This is a genomic window from Acinetobacter sp. YH12231 (assembly GCF_013417755.1).
GTDB classification, from domain to species: domain Bacteria; phylum Pseudomonadota; class Gammaproteobacteria; order Pseudomonadales; family Moraxellaceae; genus Acinetobacter; species Acinetobacter amyesii.
Map to the genome: position 1 here is coordinate 1 of NZ_VPDJ01000037.1, position 18142 is coordinate 18142.

General features: G+C 40.3%; 20 protein-coding genes and 1 pseudogene. 11 read left to right on the forward strand and 10 right to left on the reverse strand.

Annotation, left to right across the window (positions count from 1 at the left end; genetic code table 11):
• Window positions 1-127: 127 nt before the first annotated feature.
• Both FTV11_RS15920 and FTV11_RS15925 read left to right on the forward strand, forming a co-directional pair.
• Window positions 128-559 (forward strand): hypothetical protein, encoded by a 432-nt coding sequence (locus FTV11_RS15920; protein ID WP_180074395.1) that lies wholly within the window; start codon window positions 128-130, stop codon window positions 557-559.
• Window positions 560-776: 217 nt separating this feature from the next.
• Entirely contained in the window at window positions 777-1082 is a 306-nt protein-coding gene (locus tag FTV11_RS15925) for a hypothetical protein (protein ID WP_180010759.1), read from the forward strand.
• A 6-nt stretch (window positions 1083-1088) separates the two neighbouring features.
• Here the strand turns inward: FTV11_RS15925 and FTV11_RS15930 are convergent, their stop codons facing one another.
• Entirely contained in the window at window positions 1089-1532 is a 444-nt protein-coding gene (locus tag FTV11_RS15930) for an AAA family ATPase (RefSeq protein ID WP_180010757.1), read from the reverse strand.
• Window positions 1533-1637: 105 nt separating this feature from the next.
• Here FTV11_RS15930 and FTV11_RS15935 point away from each other — a divergent pair, with 105 nt between their 5' ends.
• Window positions 1638-2105 carry a hypothetical protein gene (locus FTV11_RS15935; RefSeq protein ID WP_180026139.1) on the forward strand — a complete coding sequence of 156 codons (468 nt, stop codon included), beginning with the start codon at window positions 1638-1640 and terminating at the stop codon, window positions 2103-2105.
• A 7-nt stretch (window positions 2106-2112) separates the two neighbouring features.
• Here the strand turns inward: FTV11_RS15935 and FTV11_RS15940 are convergent, their stop codons facing one another.
• The 5 genes and pseudogenes from FTV11_RS15940 to FTV11_RS15960 all read right to left on the reverse strand — a co-directional run bounded on the left by FTV11_RS15940 (window position 2113) and on the right by FTV11_RS15960 (window position 6079).
• Window positions 2113-3126, reverse strand: coding sequence for a pirin family protein (locus tag FTV11_RS15940; RefSeq protein ID WP_180074397.1), 1014 nt, complete (start codon window positions 3124-3126; stop codon window positions 2113-2115).
• Window positions 3127-3284: 158 nt separating this feature from the next.
• The gene (locus FTV11_RS15945) at window positions 3285-3908 is read right to left on the reverse strand and encodes a hypothetical protein (RefSeq protein WP_180005336.1); all 624 of its coding nucleotides are present in this window, start codon (window positions 3906-3908) and stop codon (window positions 3285-3287) included.
• A 144-nt stretch (window positions 3909-4052) separates the two neighbouring features.
• Window positions 4053-4431, reverse strand: a pseudogene (locus tag FTV11_RS17350) (RcnB family protein).
• 199 nt (window positions 4432-4630) lie between these two features.
• A complete protein-coding gene (locus tag FTV11_RS15955) occupies window positions 4631-5176 on the reverse strand; it encodes a glutathione peroxidase (protein ID WP_111885877.1) in 546 nt (181 codons plus the stop codon).
• Window positions 5177-5320: 144 nt separating this feature from the next.
• Window positions 5321-6079: a helix-turn-helix transcriptional regulator gene (locus tag FTV11_RS15960; protein WP_180074399.1), complete on the reverse strand. Its 759-nt coding sequence runs from the start codon at window positions 6077-6079 to the stop codon at window positions 5321-5323.
• Window positions 6080-6201: 122 nt separating this feature from the next.
• Between FTV11_RS15960 and FTV11_RS15965 the strand changes: the two genes are divergently transcribed.
• Window positions 6202-7083, forward strand: coding sequence for a DMT family transporter (locus tag FTV11_RS15965; protein WP_180049441.1), 882 nt, complete (start codon window positions 6202-6204; stop codon window positions 7081-7083).
• A 439-nt stretch (window positions 7084-7522) separates the two neighbouring features.
• Here the strand turns inward: FTV11_RS15965 and FTV11_RS15970 are convergent, their stop codons facing one another.
• From FTV11_RS15970 to FTV11_RS15980, 3 genes are all read right to left on the reverse strand, one after another.
• Window positions 7523-8092, reverse strand: coding sequence for an L-threonylcarbamoyladenylate synthase (locus tag FTV11_RS15970; protein WP_180005333.1), 570 nt, complete (start codon window positions 8090-8092; stop codon window positions 7523-7525).
• A 31-nt stretch (window positions 8093-8123) separates the two neighbouring features.
• The gene (gene dprA / locus FTV11_RS15975) at window positions 8124-9305 is read right to left on the reverse strand and encodes a DNA-processing protein DprA (RefSeq protein WP_180074410.1); all 1182 of its coding nucleotides are present in this window, start codon (window positions 9303-9305) and stop codon (window positions 8124-8126) included.
• A gap of 110 nt (window positions 9306-9415) precedes the next feature.
• Window positions 9416-10570 (reverse strand): LysM peptidoglycan-binding domain-containing protein, encoded by a 1155-nt coding sequence (locus FTV11_RS15980; protein ID WP_078191460.1) that lies wholly within the window; start codon window positions 10568-10570, stop codon window positions 9416-9418.
• A gap of 119 nt (window positions 10571-10689) precedes the next feature.
• On the opposite strand from FTV11_RS15980, the gene def reads away from it, so the two are divergent.
• From def to FTV11_RS15995, 3 genes are all read left to right on the forward strand, one after another.
• Window positions 10690-11220, forward strand: coding sequence for a peptide deformylase (gene def / locus FTV11_RS15985; RefSeq protein WP_078191459.1), 531 nt, complete (start codon window positions 10690-10692; stop codon window positions 11218-11220).
• 90 nt (window positions 11221-11310) lie between these two features.
• A complete protein-coding gene (locus FTV11_RS15990; RefSeq protein ID WP_180026133.1) occupies window positions 11311-11730 on the forward strand; it encodes a DUF2946 family protein in 420 nt (139 codons plus the stop codon).
• A gap of 73 nt (window positions 11731-11803) precedes the next feature.
• Complete coding sequence (locus tag FTV11_RS15995) at window positions 11804-13873, forward strand: TonB-dependent copper receptor (RefSeq protein WP_180074412.1); 2070 nt, start codon at window positions 11804-11806, stop codon at window positions 13871-13873.
• A gap of 47 nt (window positions 13874-13920) precedes the next feature.
• Here FTV11_RS15995 and FTV11_RS16000 read toward each other — a convergent pair whose 3' ends face one another.
• Entirely contained in the window at window positions 13921-15126 is a 1206-nt protein-coding gene (locus FTV11_RS16000; RefSeq protein ID WP_180074414.1) for an oxygenase MpaB family protein, read from the reverse strand.
• 95 nt (window positions 15127-15221) lie between these two features.
• Between FTV11_RS16000 and FTV11_RS16005 the strand changes: the two genes are divergently transcribed.
• The 4 genes from FTV11_RS16005 to FTV11_RS16020 all read left to right on the forward strand — a co-directional run bounded on the left by FTV11_RS16005 (window position 15222) and on the right by FTV11_RS16020 (window position 17831).
• Window positions 15222-15818, forward strand: a complete 597-nt coding sequence (locus tag FTV11_RS16005) for a TetR/AcrR family transcriptional regulator (RefSeq protein WP_078194008.1) — start codon at window positions 15222-15224, stop codon at window positions 15816-15818.
• Between the two features lie 114 nt (window positions 15819-15932).
• On the forward strand, window positions 15933-16571 hold the full coding sequence (locus FTV11_RS16010; RefSeq protein WP_180074416.1) for an ABC transporter ATP-binding protein: 639 nt from the start codon (window positions 15933-15935) through the stop codon (window positions 16569-16571).
• Between the two features lie 141 nt (window positions 16572-16712).
• The gene (locus FTV11_RS16015; RefSeq protein WP_180074418.1) at window positions 16713-17291 is read left to right on the forward strand and encodes a hypothetical protein; all 579 of its coding nucleotides are present in this window, start codon (window positions 16713-16715) and stop codon (window positions 17289-17291) included.
• 138 nt (window positions 17292-17429) lie between these two features.
• Complete coding sequence (locus tag FTV11_RS16020; RefSeq protein WP_180074420.1) at window positions 17430-17831, forward strand: hypothetical protein; 402 nt, start codon at window positions 17430-17432, stop codon at window positions 17829-17831.
• Window positions 17832-18142: the final 311 nt, after the last annotated feature.

Genomic DNA, 18142 nt, shown 5'->3' on the forward strand with positions numbered 1-18142 from the left:
ACTGAGGATCAGAAAGCTTGTTTGAATCGATGTATTTCATCCGCAGATTATGCACGAATGCTAAGAAATCCGGAGTGCAAATATTAACCAAAAAGAAGATCGTTTTTTGATTTATGAAAGAGATCTAGTGTTTAAATTTTTTATACTATTAATAGTCGGTCTCTTTATTTTTATTTTCTTCAAAAATGACTCTTCACTTTTGAATTACTTGATTTTGTTGGTCGCTCTTTTATTGGGATTGTTGCCCAAAGTAAACTCTATTTTTCAAAATATGTTTAAGATACGATATATCGATCAAATGGCTGAAAATTCGAAAATTCTTATTGGGGATAAAGAAATTGAGATTACAGAGAAAAATCTTATCGAAAGTACTGAGTATTACACTCAAATTTTTTCATGGAGTTTAGTATCAAATATTGAGAAAACGCAAACTCATTTAATTGTTTTCTTCGGTATGTGTATAGGGATTATTTTGCCCTTAGACCAAATTAATAATGACGTAGAAAAGATAATACAACAATATTGCCCAAATATTGAGTTCAAAGAACATAACTGGTAAGTAAATTTCATTTGATTGTCTTTGATGAATTTGAAGTGATTTATTTGTAATGAATAATTGAGAAATTTCTATTCTCCATAATATTCACATCAAATCTCTTATCAAAATTTTCCCCTAAACTTTTCAGCTCAGGCTTTATATCTATCACCTAAAGTTGAATATATTTTATTCAATACAATCTTTATAGTGATTAAATTCAATCAGCTAGCATTGCACCATGAATCTTATCGCCTATGAGCCGCATTTTTGGGAACTTTATCAAGACTTTGATCAATATTACTTGAGCATTGCGGTTGATCTCAGTTCTGTAGTGTCATGTTGGGATGTTGAACTCACCCATGAAGAAGTTCAACAATATGAACACCGTGGGTGCGTGAGTATTCAAGAACTGGCAAAATCGATGGTTGCTGCTGCCTATAAAGGTGATTTTGCTTCATTAGAAAGTCGTTTAGTGAAACCATATGAACGTCAGGCCATGCAATCGGCTTTTAAAAAATGGCAAGATAGCCAAAAAGCAGGTTAATGGTTGTTATTCATGCATGGGTAAAATTGAAAACTCGCCGTGACTGATAATTTTAATTTTAAAAATTAGATCAAAGCCTTCATCCTGTGATGGAACTTGAAGTTTGCGATAAGTAGCACGCACGCCAACTTCTGGAATATGGGCTTTGCCTTCACGAAAACTGTTGCGTTTTAAGGTACTGTCCAAATCGGTTTCAAAATAATAAGCAATCACCTCAAAACCTGCATCAATTGCACGTTGGATATAGCGAGCACGAGCTTCCCGATCTGGGTTGGTATTATCAATCACCATTTTTGTTTTGGATGCCAAACCAGCTTCAAAGATCATATTTTCCCGATGTCGGGTTTTCAACATATCCAAATTAATACGTAAATGGCTATGATATAAATTCAACATGTAAAAGGTTGATTTGCCAGAGGCTTGAACGCCTGTAAAAATAATCAGCTGCATGGTGTCTGCAATGAAAGCATGGAATGAATAATAGAGTATTAAATCAGCAACGCAGTTTTGCTACAATCGCTGCAAAATGAATAAGAACAATTTACATAGGTCTGTATGCTCAAATTTTTTACCAGTTTATCGCTGTGTCTCTGTTGTGGTTTGCTCGCTGCATGCCAAAGCCAATACGTCACGACACCCAATCTTCCCACTGAAGCTGCACTTGTCGCTGAATCGGTTGATAATGGCATCAGTACGGAGCTTGAGATCCCATATTTGACCGCCTTTCGAAATCTGCGACAAGCCTATAATCACTGTGTTGCGTTTACCGCGAACAATCGCTACGTCTATACCGATAATCGTTTAGAAGAGCATTTGGAGCAGGGGACATTGATGGCACGGACTGAACATGGGGCGTATTTGCATAAAATGTTGGTCGAAAGTTTAGATCCACAGACGACACGTATTACCTTATTTTTGCCGAAGCAATATACCTTTGCTCAAGCACGCTTTAAACAAGATGTTCAACGCGCACTTGGACAAGATAAAAACTGTAATACCTTTGAATTTGCTCAATCCAACTAATTGAACTTTAAGACACTTGTGAGTTTTCTTGCTCTGGGTGCTCTACACGTTGACCGCCTTCATAACTGGCAAATCGAGCCTGATTAGGTTTGAAGACCGGTGCGGGTGTTGGCCAAGGCCAATCTCCAAAATGGGTTTCACGATAGCGTTTAAAAGCCGCATTGAGTTCTTCAGTGGTATTGAGCACAAATGGACCGCGCATCGCCACGGGTTCATTAATCGGTTCACCTTCTAACCACAGAATCCGTGCTTCTAATCCACCTGCTTTGAGATGGACGTCGGCATCTGATTGGAGTTCAACCAAATGCTTCATCTGAATGGTTTGATCTACTATTTCTAATGTATTGCCTTGATAAAAATAAGCAAAACGGTTGGAGCTACTTGTTGTTGCGGGAATCACCAACTCCGCACCTGCTTGCAGGGTGATTAAATAAATGTTGACTTTATTTTCTGCGGCAGCCGCCCATGAGTGTGGCGGTCGGGAAATAGCATCAGTGGATTTGAACTGCCCTGAAATTACACGTATATCCGATTTTTTTCCTTCACTATCGGTTTCAAAGACGTGAGGAATGTCTTCACGCCAAAACATTTTATAGTCGGCATCATGGGTTTTCTGTTCAGCCGATGAATTAAACCAAATTTGGAAAAGTTCAAATGGATTGGCTTTGTCTTCATGCAGTAGGGGGAACATTTCACAGTGTTCAACGCCATTGCCTGTAGACAGCCATTGCACATCACCAGCAGCATAGCGTCCGCCATTGCCTAATGAATCGAAATGATCGACATAGCCTTGTTCAACCAAGGTAATGGTTTCAAAGCCAGTATGTGGATGCTCCTGAAAACCTGGAACCACATCGCCATAGTACATATTGAATTCATCTTTTTCTGCGGCTGTTTTTGGCCCCATATCAGCATTTGCAGCAGGAAAATGATCAATATGATGGGCAGTAAATAAGAAAGGATCTTTTAAATCTAAACGAAAGGTAATGGGTGTAATGTTATAAATCACAGCGTTTGACATAACTGTTCCATCATTGGCTTTGTTATTAAGCATTAATCTAAAAGGAAAAACAGTCGTGTTCTATAGCGGAACTGTAAGAAAAAAAGCGTTAGCTCAAGGTCTAACGCTTTTTTGATTTAAAACAGGTGGAATGCAATGGAAATGCTAGATTTCGCTATTTATTCAGTTTCAGTGGGTGCAGTAGATGAGCTTTTTCCAGCTTGATCTTGGATCAACATACCTGCCAATTTAAGCATTTCAGCTTGAATATTGCCCATTTGATTTTGAATTTTCTGAAAATCAACTTTGCTTAAATCGACTTGTCCATTGAGAAAAGGTGAGGCCAATACTTGCTGATTCGCTGCCTGTAAATTGCTGCGAATATCATTAATTTCAGTGCTTTTTAGATTTAAATCATTCAAAGCTTGATTGAAACCTTTGAGCTGCTGTTGCAGCTGGGTTGCCGCTTTTTGCAATTGGAGATGATCTTGGTTGCTGACTGCGGCTTCTAAATCGACCTGCGTTTGTTTGAGTTGTTCAACATAATTGCCGGCTTTAAGTTGCATATCCGCCACATCGCGAACGATATAAAACATATTGCCGCTTTTTAATTGGCTTTGATCGGTCGCCTGACTTTGTGTCGCAGATTGATCTTCGTTTGTTGATGTTGTTGCAGGGCGATCATTTTCTGCTGCGATTTCTTGTTCCTGTTGCGGTGCTGTGGCAGGTTCACAGCCAATCAGCACCAAAACACCACTAAAAATGGCAAAAGGGAGAAGGGCATTCTGCACTAGCTTTTTCATTCAATCATCACTATGTGTTAAGTCTATGCTTTGAATATAGGGGCAGAATGTGGATTAAAAATAGATTGTTGCAAAGCAATAACAAAATAATCGCTTGAACAAAAAAAAAGAGGGCATTTGCCCTCTTTTGATGTTTTGGTGGGTTTAACCCGCAATGATTTTGATAATGGCGTGGCTGACGGCATTCATTAAAATGTAGTCGCCATTCACTTTAATCCATTGTTGGTTTTTGCCTGGTTTAGATAATTTTTTGTATTTAATGTGGTCTACTTTGTAGCTATGACCACGGTATTCAGAAGGTACTTTTTGTCCAGAACGCCAATCATGTGAAGGATTTACAGCTTTTTTCTTGTTCTGACTTTGGTTTTTTACCGGTGTGTTTTTGTTTAGTGTGTTATTGAGCTATCGTATTTTGGTTATGCGCAGGTGCATGTTGTTGGCTATTTTGCGGTGCAGCCATTGCTGGAGCAGCAACAAGTGCTGTCGAAATAGATAAAACGATAGCTTTCATTAATGTATTCATAAGTTCACCTGTTTACTGCTGGATGTGAATTGATAAGACTCATCATAATGAGTATTTACAGGGAAGCTTTGAACAATGTGTATGTGAAATATTAAAATAATGGATAAAATGTGTAAATTATCAATATATGATAATTTAAAATGATCAATCTCAGTTAAAATCATAATAATCTTAACTGAGATATTGAGATATTGTCGAATTATTTGGCTAACTCAGCGTTGATGGCATCGACAATACGTGCATCATCTGCCTTGATATCAGGCGCAAATCGAGCCACAACTTCGCCTTGTTTATTCACGAGGAATTTTTCAAAATTCCATAAAACTTCAGGCTTTGGATTTGGTGTTAAACCGTATTCAACTAAATCATCCCACCATGGGCCTTCACCAATGCGTTCAGGAATGGCTTGGGTTAAGGTTTGATAAAGTGGGTGTTTATCCGCGCCTGCCACAGAAATTTTTGCAAAAAGTGGGAAATCGACCTTGTAGTTGATCGAGCAAAATTCTTGAATTTCCGCTTCAGAACCAGGTTCTTGTTCTAAAAAGTTATTGGCAGGAAAACCTAAGACTTCAAAACCTTGTGATTTCTTTTCTGTATAGAGTTTTTCTAGGCCTTCATATTGCGGTGTTAGCCCACATTTAGAGGCCACATTGACCAATAATAAAACCTTGCCTTGGTATTGATTGAGTGTGGTGTCATCACCTTGGATGGTTTTTACCGGGATATCGTAAACTGAAGCTGACATATTCGTTCCTAATTGAAGTTGTGCCTTTCATCCTTGTTTTAAAGGGAAATCTGGTGAACAGCAAGCTTTTATCGATAGGCTTTTCGCATAATTTTTGTAGTAGTTTGCAGAATTCGAGCTGATGCTTGCTTGAGTGCTTGGCATTTAACTAGTGGCACGGTGTTGGTTTGGGGTTTTTCCTGTATAGCGTTTAAAAAACTCAATAAAGCTTGAGCTGTGTTGATAACCCAATTCATAGCTGAGAGCTTTAATAGACTGACCAGCGCGGAGTTGTTGAATGGCATAAATAATTTTGGCACGGTTTCGCCATTCAGAAAGGCTCATTTGTAGTTCGTGCTGACTCAGCCGCAGTAACTGACGCTCACTCAAACCCACATTGGCTAAGCATCGCTGTAGGCTCAAGCTAAAATGATCTACATCTGCAAGCTGCACCAAGATCGGCTTTAACACCGCATCATGGCTTTGCGGTAAATAATGTTGATGTTTGGGTGCTGTTTTTAACTGGTCGAATAAGACCTGTAGTAGGTGTCGATAGGGTGGTGTGGTATGTTGCTCTGTAGGAAAGGCCAAAATTTCTTGCGCCAATAAACGAAAGAAAGGCTGGATGCTAAATACTTCAGTCTGCTTGGGGAAATCTATGCAGAGATCAGGTGCTAGACGGATTGCCACATAATGAATAGGTTGCTCATCAATCGCGACTGAGCAATGTTCTGTATGTGGGGGAATCCACACCCCATAACTGGCAGGTGAGAGATGGTGTTGCCCTTGTATCTCATATTCGAAAATACCATCGAGACAAAAATTAAAATCACCCCAAAGACAACTGTGCGGATAGACCGTATCTAATGTGGTGTAGTGCGCTTCAAAAAGCTCGATTTGTTGTTCAATCGGTGCTGATGTCATATATGCCTAGGTGTCGATGTCTGAACTACAATATAAATGTCTGAAATCATGTATTTCAATTAAAACAGACATCACTCAAAATACCTAGACCAATCTTTGCACGATATATTGAGGAGTCAGACATGTTGCTTCAAGCGCGTTGGGCGAAATTTGCAATTTGTTTGCCTCTGATCGCAGTATTTATATGGTCGTTAAATATTACCGTCACCCGCTATGTAACTGATTATATTTCACCAGTCAGTATCAGTTTTTATCGATGGTTTATTGCATTTTTGATCCTAACCCCCTTTATGCTCAAAACCGTTTGGCAGCAAAGACAGCTTATCGGGCAGCATTGGCAGCAATTGGCTGTGCTGAGTGCTTTTGGCATGGTGTTATATCAAGGCTTGGGCTATACCGCTGCGCATTATACGACGGCGACCAATATGGGCATCATCAATGCCTTTATCCCTGTTTTTACGATTGCCGTTGCATTTTTCATACTGAAAGATGTGCCTAATCGCTATGCCATCTTGGGCTGTGCGATTTCATTTACGGGGCTATTGTTTGTCATTGCGCAAGGAGATTTCAGTCAATTACTGAATATGGGCGGACATTTCGGCGATATCCTCATGATCTTCGCAGTGTTTTTCTATGCCTTTTATGGGGTGTTTTTAAAAAAATGGCAATTGAAACTTCCGCTACTGTTGAGCTTATATGTACAAATTTTCTTTGCCGTTTTATATCACTTGCCATTCGTATTGTATTTAGGCATAGACGCGATTAATCCTGCCAATGCGCCAAGTGTATTTTATGCGGCAATTTTTCCATCATTGATTGCACCGTTGGTATGGATGTTGGCTGTACAACATCTCGGCCCGAATCGCACCAGTATTTTTATGAATTTGATGCCGGTATTTACCGCGATTATTGCCTATTTCTGGTTGGCTGAGCAGTGGATGTTTTATCATAGTGTCGGCACAGTGATGGCGATTACTGGGGTGATCTTGGCGCAGCGTAAGTAAATCCAGTAAAAAGTTGAAAATTTATGAGAAGTGTTGATTAAAAAACAAGCAAACAAACTTGTTTTTTTATAGGGTAAATCTTTTGAAAATGGATTTTTGAGTGTAAAACTGAATTAAAAAAACAGATGCTCGTCTTAAAAATCAATCAAAAATAGGCACATATTTTGACTAAGTGGTTATAAAATCACAAATAAAGTGCTTATCAGTAGTTTTATTTATATAAAAAATCTATTTGTTAAATTTAAAAAAATATTACATAATACTTTCATCGTAAATGATGAAGTAGTTCTTAATAATTACTTAATATTTACCCAGAGATTGCAAGACCCTCTGGATGTGATTTTATACACATCCTTTTTTATGCTCAGCCATCCCTATATGGCTGAGCTTTTTTTTGTCTGTATTTCCCCGAAAGGCAGGTGTAGACAGGCATCCGAGCTTATGCGCGGATGATTTCACCTGTTTCAGCATCAATAATTTTACTTGGTTCTTGGCTTAGGCCGAGATCACCATTTAAATAATTGAGTTCATTGGCAAAATACTGATTGGCTTCTTGTAAGGAACGTGCAGGGGTTAATCCTGCAGGATTGGCACTGGTAGACACAATAAAGCCATTAAAAGCTTGGCATAAAGCCACACATAAAGAGTGGGTCGTCACACGGACTGCGACTTTTGGATGATTGCCTTTAATCCATGTTGGAATATGGTCGCCAGCCGGTAATAACCATGTGGTTGCACGTTCATTGGGTTTACGGTTGGTCCAGGTCGCAATGACTTGCTGACGCATATCTTCTGTTAAGCCTTGAAGCAGGTGTTTAACTTGAGCGACATTGGCAGCCAATAAAATCACGCCTTTTTCAATGGGACGTTGTTTTAAGCGCAAAATTTCGAGAAAGGCTTGCTCATTGTAGGGATCACAGCCCAATCCCCAAACAGCCTCTGTAGGATATGCGAGAACCTGACCTTTTTTAAGACAGGAAGCTGCTTCTGCAACAGAGGTGGTAATCATTTCTATAGACCTTATCTGATTCGACAAAGGGCTATTGTGAACCTAATTTACCCATTCGACAACGTAAGTAGTGTCCTGCTTGTTGTGTGGCATAGCCCATTAACTCTAATTCCATCAGTTGACTAGTCAATGTCGCGGTATCAATTTTGAGTTGAATGGACAATTGATCAAGGCTTTGGCCGACCCAATCGAGTTGCCGATACAGCGCAATTAAATGTTCTGGGATAGGTTCGGGTGGAGGGGTGTCCGGTGTTGCTGTTTCGGGTGTCGCTATTTCGGTGTTTGTTAAGGTTTCGGCAGCCTGCGATTGCCATTGTGTAGCCAATGCCAAGTCTTCAATGACCTGTTGTGGATGATCAATCAAAATTGCACCTTCGCGTATGAGTTGATGGCAACCTTGATGTGACTCACTATAAATATGGCCTGGGATGGCAAAAATAGATTTGCCTTGTTCGGCAGCGCGTTGAGCTGTGATCAGTGAACCACTTTTTAACGCTGCTTCCGCCACGATGACACCAAGGCTGAGCCCACTGACGATACGATTTCGATGTGGAAAATGGTGTTGCAGGGGTGGAGTGTGTGGAAGAAACTCACTGATTACGGTCCCACCATGTTGGATGATCTCTTGTCTTAAACGCTGATGTGCGGTCGGATAAATTTGATCTAAACCTGTACCCATCACGGCAATGGTTCTGTGGTGTTGTATGGCAGCGCGATGTGCCGCTTCATCAATTCCTTGTGCTAAACCGCTATTAATATAGAACCCTTGCTCACTCAGATAATAAGCAAAATCATAGGCAATTTGTCGACCTTGGGGACTGGGTTTGCGGCTACCAACAATCGCAATTTGGGGTTGCATCAAGGCTTGGGTATTACCTTGCCCAAATAGAATCGGCGGCTTGTCGCTATAAGGTAAAAGCTGTTGTGGATAGTTTAGGTCTTCAGGAATCAGTACAAAGTCACTGTATTGTTCAATATCCTTGAGACATTTTTCAAAGCTAAGCTGTCCACTTGGGCTGTGAAATTCCTCAAAGCGCTTTAAATGATTTTTATGCAGTCCTAATTTTTGCCATGTGGTGATTTGATTAGGCTTAAGGGCGTAGTGTAGGGCAGGATAGTGCTGCTGAATTTTATAGAAACTACGAAGTGAGTGTTGCACCACAAACCACAGGCGAATGTAATCTAAATGCAAGTCAGTCAATGAGTTGAGCATAATGAGACCTTTGAATATGTCTTCTTTTTATGGGTTAAAATTATTAGTGATATCGTTGTTGGATAATAAAAAATGAGGCTGAATACAGCCTCATTTTTATGGATTTGGTCTTAGTCATCCATCAGTGGTGGCTGAATCGTTGCACCCACTTTGATTGGTAATTCGCTCTCAAGTACATAAGCATAGCTTAAGTTATCAAACGTTTTGAATACCATGATGTTGCCAATACGTTGTCCTGGAAGTTGAACACGTTCTTTGGTTTTCGGATCAGTCACGATTTCACCTTTTTGGTTCACGCTAAAGACTTGACCAGATTGAACGCCTTGCAAGCTACCACGGTCGATCGTCACAACACTGTGAACCGCTGCAGTACCAATCGAGCCCATGACACGAACAATACTACCGCCAGCAGTGACATTTTCAGCATTGGTTGGATAGAACAGCGTTGGCAGCATTGGGTCATATTCAGGAAGAACACGATCGCCACGACGAACTTCGGCATTATAAGTATCGGTCAGTTCTAAAGTGGTAATGTCATTTTCACCACGAACGGCAACACCTGAAGCGACTTGAGTCAGTTCTAAACCTGCGTTGTATTTTTTGCCGTTTGCATCGGTAAAGATGTACGGTTCGCCTTCACGGTAAACAGCATATCGTTGACCGACTTGCATGCCTTGGCCGCGTGCATAAACTGTTTGGCCTTTGGCTGCCAATACACGTTGATCAGCTGTACCTAAAATGTAAGGTGTGCCTTCAACAGAATCAGCGGCAACAATCATGCTGCGCTCAAGCCATTGCTTAATATATTCCAATGGAATAACCGGAATCGCACTGTTGAGGGATTCAACACGAACTTGTGGTTGAAGTTTAGTGCCACCTGTATAGCGACGAATAATACCTTCACAGCCATCACCCTCATCTTTACCGATGATTGGGCGGCCATTGTAGGTACACATGAGTAGGCGGTCACCTGGGAAAATCCAGTGCGGATTTTTCACGTGTTTATTGCTCGCCCAGATTTCAGGCCAGCGCACAGGATTTTTTAAGAAGCGCTTGGAAATATCCCACAACGTATCGCCTTTTTTCACCACATAAACTTGAGGCGCACCTGCCTTCAATGATGGTGGATTGACGTTACGAGCAGGGGCAGCTTCTGCAACACTGACCATTCCCATCCCCACACTTACACAGACTGTAAGCGCCAATAATTGTTTTTTAAACCCCAAGGCACTAAAAGTTGGCATGCCCTTCAAAACCTTTTTCATTATCATAATTCCTAAAATTATGTATGTAACTGCGTTATAATAACGATATTACACACAATTTTTTGATGAAGCATTCCTTCATTTTGTTTTTTGATCAATGGCATAAGTGAGGACGTCGTATGGCCTTATTACCTATTTTAAGTTTCCCCGATCCCCGTCTTCGTACCATTGCAAAACCAGTCGAAGAAGTTACTGATGAAATTCGTCAGTTAGCAGCCGACATGTTTGAAACTATGTATGAAGCACCGGGAATTGGCCTGGCAGCAACACAGGTAGATCACCATATTCAGCTGATAGTCATGGATTTATCTGAAGAAAAAGATCAACCCATGGTGTTTATTAACCCCAAAATTACGCCATTGACGCAAGAGACGCAGCCCTATGAAGAAGGCTGTTTATCAGTGCCTCAAATATACGATAAAGTTGAGCGCCCGTCACGTGTAAAAATTCAGGCAATTAACCTTGAAGGTCAATCATTTGAAGTGGAAGCGGACGGACTTCTCGCAGTTTGTATCCAACATGAAATGGATCACTTAAATGGTAAGTTATTCGTCGACTATCTATCGCCTTTGAAACGTCAACGTGCACGTGACAAAGTGGAAAAATTGGTTCGCCAACGTCAAAAAGATAAAGTCGCAGTTAAACGTTAATTGATCGCGGTTAAAAAATACCTGAGACAAGCCCAATTTCGATTGGGCTTTGTTATACTTGGGTCAGACAAATGTTAGGGTTTGCTTGTATTGTTTCGTAGTGGAGTGCTGCTGTCCTTTGCAGCCGTTTTTTTGCAGATTGCTGTTTTTTTACAGCCATTGTTGCCCAAGCAATATCAAGTTGCTCCGGTCTGCGAAACCATTACGCGTGCACTTTTACTTCCCAATGTTCATGCTGAACATACCGCACATTCACACCATTCCTCTTCCGCTCACGCAGAGCAGGTTCAAGTCGATCATACTGCCCATGAACATGATGCCAGTCATCAATGTCAGTATTGTACGGTCTATGGCAATTTGGTTTTGCCTCCTGAACTTGATGTAAAAGAAGTGCTTGATCGAATTCAAGTTCGTTTAATTGCTTTTCAAAAAGCTTTCAAGCATGTCTGGTTTGTTCTTCAACAACTCTTTTTACTTCCGCAAGGTCGAGCCCCACCACTCGCTGCATAAATCCGACGTTTTTTTTAACTTGGGTCGTTGAGGACTCAGGTACGCCTTTATTTATGTATTTTGTGAGATAAACATGGCTCAGCCTAAATTTTTTCTACAGCCTCTTGCGGCTGCAATTTGTGTTGCCTGCTATTCAACTTCTGTGATGGCTGACGAGATGTCCGTAGAGATGACGGAAACCAATGCGGTACAGACTTTGGCACCGATTGTGGTGACATCACATCAGGGGAATGATGCCAATGGCCTGATTGTTCGTGCCAATCCCAAACAGCCGATTCAACCGATACCTGCCAGTGATGGGGCCGATTATTTAAAAAGTATTGTAGGTTTTAGTGCTATTAAAAATGGGGGAACCAATGCAGATCCAACCTTCCGTGGCATGTTTGGTTCACGCATTAAAATTTTGACCGATGGCACAGAAAATCTAGGGGCGTGTCCGAGTCGTATGGATGCACCAACTTCTTATATTTCCCCTGAAAGTTATGACCGAATTTCAGTGATTAAAGGACCTCAAACAGTTCAATATGCCAATACAGGTTCTGCTGCAACAGTCTTGTTTGAACGCAAACCGGAACAGTTCGATGCTGATAAAAACTACCGTGGTCAAGCCAGTGTGATGATCGGTTCTTATGGTCGTTTAGATCACAATGTCGAGGCGGCTGTGGGCGATGAACATAAATATGTCCGTCTAAATGCCAGCCGTTCAGTTGCAGACAGTTACCAAGATGGAGATGGCAATACTGTGCCGTCAGACTGGGAGCGGTGGAATACAGATTTGGCTCTTGGTTGGACGCCAAACGAAGATACATGGGTAGAACTTACTGGAGGTAAAGCCGATGGTGAGGCGGTATACGCAGGCCGTTCAATGGATGGTTCGCAATTTGCCCGTGAAAGCTTAGGCCTTCGTGTCGAGAAAAAAAATGTCACAGAGGTGATTAAAAAAATCGAAGCACAGGTCAACTATAGTTTTAATGATCATGTCATGGATAACTTCAGCTTACGTGAGTTTCAACCAAGTGGCATGATGAATATGCCAATGGCATCGAATGTTGCTCGCAGAACATTAAATGCACGTATGGCTGTGACACATGAATGGGATAAGATTGACTTTGTCACAGGCATTGACACACAGAACAATGAACATAGCATTCGCAAAGGGATGCGCAATAGCTATAAAGACAAAGCACGTGAACCCGATATGAAGTTTCAGTCATATGGTGGTTTTGGAGAAGTCAGTTATCAATTGAGTGACAACAATAAGTTGGTTTCGGGACTTCGTCTCGATCAAGTGCAAGTGAAAGATGAGCGCGCCGCTTCGAAAGCGAGTGGCTATAACACGGAGCTGAATGAAACATTACCAAGTGCTTTTATTCGTTTTGAAAATAAGCACCCTGAACATGACAATGGTAAAACCTATATCGGTCTAGGCTATGTAGAGCGCATGCCAGATTATTGGGAATTATTCAGCCCAAAATCAGGAAATGGTCATAACAATACATTCAATCATATTGATACAGAAAAAACGCTTCAGTTAGATATGGGTTATCAACATGAACATAGCGCTTTGAATTCCTGGGTATCGGCTTATGCAGGTTTAGTGAGAGATTATATTTTAACAAGTTATAAGTCTGGATCAGGAATGATGAAGGGTATGGAAGCACATAGCCGAAATGTGGATGCCACCATTGCGGGAGCTGAAGCAGGGATTGGCTATCAATTTAGCGATCATATTCAAGCCGATGTCAGCGCAATGTATGCGTGGGGTAAAAACACCACAGATGGCAAGCCATTACCACAAATCTCACCGTTAGAAGCACGTATCAACTTACGTTATATCCAAGATAATTATACTTTGGGAGCATTCTGGCGTGTGGTTGATGGGCAAAATCGTATCAGTGCGCACCAAGGCAATATCGTGGGTTATGACCTGAAAGAAAGTGCAGGATTTGGCACACTGTCTTTAAATGGTACTTATCATATTGATGAGGGTGTAGATGTATCTGTGGGTGTGGATAATCTCTTGAATAAAACTTATACCGAACATCTAAATAAACTGGGTGATGCAGGGACAGGTTTAGCGACTGATCAACAGTTTAATAATATCGGTCGCAATTATTGGGCACGTATTTCGATGAAATTCTAAGTCCGGACATTTGTCATCCAAAAAGCAGAGCGATCGCTCTGCTTTTTTTATTGGTGCATACTGGCCAGTTGTTTGGCCTTACTTTGATACAGTGCTAAACCGAGTTTTTGAATCGCACGGCCTTTTTGCTGTAATTTTTGATTTAAACTTGGGACATGCTTAGCGCCTGAATACAGGACAAGATTTCTAGCCAATAAATAATAGGCAAACCATGCGGCGGACTGTGGTTTGAGCCCTAATTTATGCATGCGTTTTTTGCCAATAAAAAATTGTGTCAGCTCCAGATGTTGTCGATAAGCCAGTTTTTGCTGAAGTGCTCGGAGGTATTTGTACTGTCGTTCAAAAGGTTCTTTAGAGAGACTGGCGCCGAGAGCCATACTGCTTGCATCAGATTGAGGATGTACAAATTGCATCCAATACAACAGTTTCCAACCATCAGATTCTTTTTCAATTAACCATTTGTCATCAATACCCATCAACCAACCCACATAACGCCAAAAGTGCAAAAAGCTTTCAGTCTCTTGTTTTGATGGAAAAATCCCTAAAGCGCGAATGCCCAAAAGTACCACACTGCTAAAGGCAAGATTGGTCATCGCCAAGTCAAATTGATTCATCGGCACCCCCCACGTTGCAAAATCCCAGTCTTTACCTTTTTGGAGTTGATGCCGTACCACAGCATGAATAAAACGCACATAAATCGTCGATGTAAATCCCGCATACAAACGTTCGAGTCCGCGTTCTTCAGTGATATCTACCCACCATTTTGTGGTTTCAGCCAGATGTGTACCTGCTTGTTTATTTAAAGCACCGGTCAGCATGAGCGGCTGATTGAAACCGGGGAAGAGATAACCCACCATGAGTGAAAGATCTCGCAATATAAAGCCATTGTTAATCCCTAGGCGATGGGTGAATTCAAGGGCTTGCTGTATTTTTTCTGGCTCTAACCAAGGCGGTGTTTGTTCAACATGCTTAAAAAAATGCTCGAGCTCAGGAATAGGAAAGGGGAGCTGCTCGACACCTTTAAATAAGGCGATTTCAAAATATTCACGATGCTGTTTAGGGTTCTGCATCATCCACGTGAGCACTTTTTCCATCTGTGGATCACCACATTGCAAGGCTTTATTGAGGGCAAGATATTGAGTGTAATTTGGCTGTGCAGCCTGACCCGTCAAATGAGACAACAGAAAACTCAGTAGATTAGATTGCTGCGTGGCCTGAAATGAAGCCAGTCGGGTATTGAAGTGAGTGGTCATGTTTTGATCTTCAATGTTATTGTTGCATACCACACTAATATGAATATTTATTCGCATTCAATTCGCATAACACTATCGCATTGGAGAGCAATAGAATGAGAAAAAGACCACAACAACAACGCGCGAAAATGATCGTGGAAAGCATTTTGCAAGCAGCGCAGTTGTGTATTGCAGAACAAGGTTTACTGGAGCTGACGACGCCCAAAATTGCGGAAAAATCTGGTGTGAGCGTTGGATCGATTTATCAATATTTTGAAAATAAAGAACAAATCGTAGAAGAGTTACTGCTCAGAAAATCAGAACAATTGGGGTTAGCACTAAAAAATATAGTCGTGGAGCAAGAGCAGCACAGTATTTATGAGGTGATCCCACTTTGTATTCAGTTTGGCTTTGATATGTTGAAAGCTGATCGTGGCTTCTTCATTGAGATCTTAAAACATTGGCATCAATACAGTCATTCAGATGCCTCTCAGGTTTTGGAAAAGCATTTTTTTGAAGTTGGGATGTATTTATTTAATCGTTATTATTCACATTGGAACTTTGAAACGCTGAAACATCGCTCTTTTGTGATTATTAACAGTACTTTATTTACCATGATGCGCTATGTGAGCAATAATAGTTTTTTAATTACAGAACAGCAGCTTAAAGTGGAATTGTCGAAGATGATTTTGGCGTATTTAGATAGTGAATAACACTGAAAAAATTAAAGTTGTCGATTAAAGAATCTATTTAATTCAGATCTAAGATATGTGAAGATAGATCAATAATAAATCAATAACTTAAGATAATAAATTAGGAAAATCATCATGGTTTCTTTGCGCTTGCAGCAATTGTCCAAATCTTTTGCGGGAAAATGTATATTTTCAAATTTAAATTTAGAGTTAAACGAATTCGGAATTGTCGCTGTTGTTGCTGAGAATGGAGTAGGGAAGTCCACCTTACTTGCGATGATTGCTGGGATGCTGGATTTCGATGCAGGCAATATTTTGATTAATGATCAGCCATATGCCCCTCATAACAATGAATACAAGAAACTTGTGGCCTATGTGCCAGATAAAAGCCCTATTTATGATTTTTTACAAGGGCAGGAGTTTCTGAATTTAATGTGTGATATTCGAGGGATAGCGCATGAGCAGTATCAAATATTCATTGAAAAATTTAAATTAGAACACTATTTAGCCACGCCATTTGCTGACATGTCTTTTGGCACAACCAAAAAGTTTTTATTGGTTGCAGCCTTAATGACTTCGGCACCATTACTGATTTTAGATGAACCGGGCAATGGCTTAGATCAAAACGCCTTGGCTGAATTAACAAGCATACTTTTACAGCAGAGCCAATCAAAATTGATTCTATTGTCTTGCCATGATCATGTATTTAGAAACAGTCTTGCAGCAAAAATCATCGAGCTAGATAGGTTAAAGTCCAATGAGCAGGCGGCATGAATATACAAAGACATGTTGGGCAGCGAACAATCATAAAAACGCTTTTGAAAATACCGGTGGACATTTTATGTCAAGACCACAGCAGACGCAGTTGCACGGCAAAAGCATTTACTTATTTTAGTCACATTAATTCTCGGGCCAATGCTATTCGGACTGCTCTTATCTTTAGTACAGCCCATTATTGATTTGGTTTATTGCAAATCATTAATCACGAATCTGTTTCTTTGGACTGGCTTTCTTGCCTTAAATGTCTTTTGGTGTGCGATACAACGTAAAGCTTTGAGCGGTGGAGAAGGGTATCGCTATCTAGCGCTATTGCCCATCACGCTCAAAAGTCGCTTTGCAGTGGAAATCAAATTTTTAGGCAGTTTAAGCTTTTTGCTGTTATTGCCATTTGTTTTAGCGCTTCTATATGTTTGGGTTGAGTATGAAATCTTAGCTTCCATTGGCATCAGTGTATTGATGCTACTTTGGATCTTTAATTTATTAATCATACAAATGCTGTTTTTACAAAAGAATCAATATTTCGGTTTGGTCTGTCTTTTGACATATTTGCCCATTTTGAGCCTAGCGATATTGGACGCTCAACTCGTTGTGCTGTTGTTATCTACTTTTATCTGTACAGCGGCAATAAAATTCTGGCTGCTCGGTAGGAAATCAAAACCAATAAAGCTGCAAGTACCTAGCGTATTTCTGATACAGAAATATAGCCCACTCTAGCTCAATCAAAATAAACTAATTATTCGTCAGGCATTTCATAAAAGATTTCTAACCCATCGTATTGTCAGTATCGGTATATCAGTTACTGCGGTCGTGATTTTGTATTGGTTCGCCACACAGGTGGATACTTGGAACATCATGAGCCTTGATTTCACTGCTTCACAATTATTCCAATTAATGTGTGCCGTCTATATTGCACTGAGTTTATTCAATCTAGGCGTGATCAAAATGGACTTAAAATCAAATTTTGAATCTGCAGAACGCTTCTGGATCATTCAAGGGTTCACACTTTGGCAGCTCAGGAAATACGAATACTGTGTTTTATTGATAATTGGCTTGGTGATGAGTGTGCCAGTATTGCTGTGGCTACTGCTGAAAGGTGGATTCGTTGATGTGCTATTAATGGCGACATTATTTGGTATCGTCATTCCATTTATTCAGTGGTTGTATAGAAAGCCTGAAGAAGTGCACGGTGTTATGCCAGTTTTAATGTTTATCTTATGGGTGCCTGTGGCGTATTGCATGCTTTCTGTACGCTAAAAACACTTTTTTAAGTAAAAAACGCTGATTTAGTAGAATAAATAAACAAACGTAATGAAAAATTAAAAATAAATGGAAAAGGGTGTTGCAACGGATGTGAAATGCTGTAGAATGCACATCCATCGGCGGTGATGAAGATTAAAACTTCTGATAAAACAATGACTTGGTTGAATTGATTAAGTTTGGTTTTATTTGATAAGTTTAAAAATAATTTGAATTACTGGTTGACTCTTTAGAAATAAAGAGTAATATAGCCGACCTAGCTTGCTGGTGACGAACCAACAAGAAGATCATTAAGAGATTATGAAGAA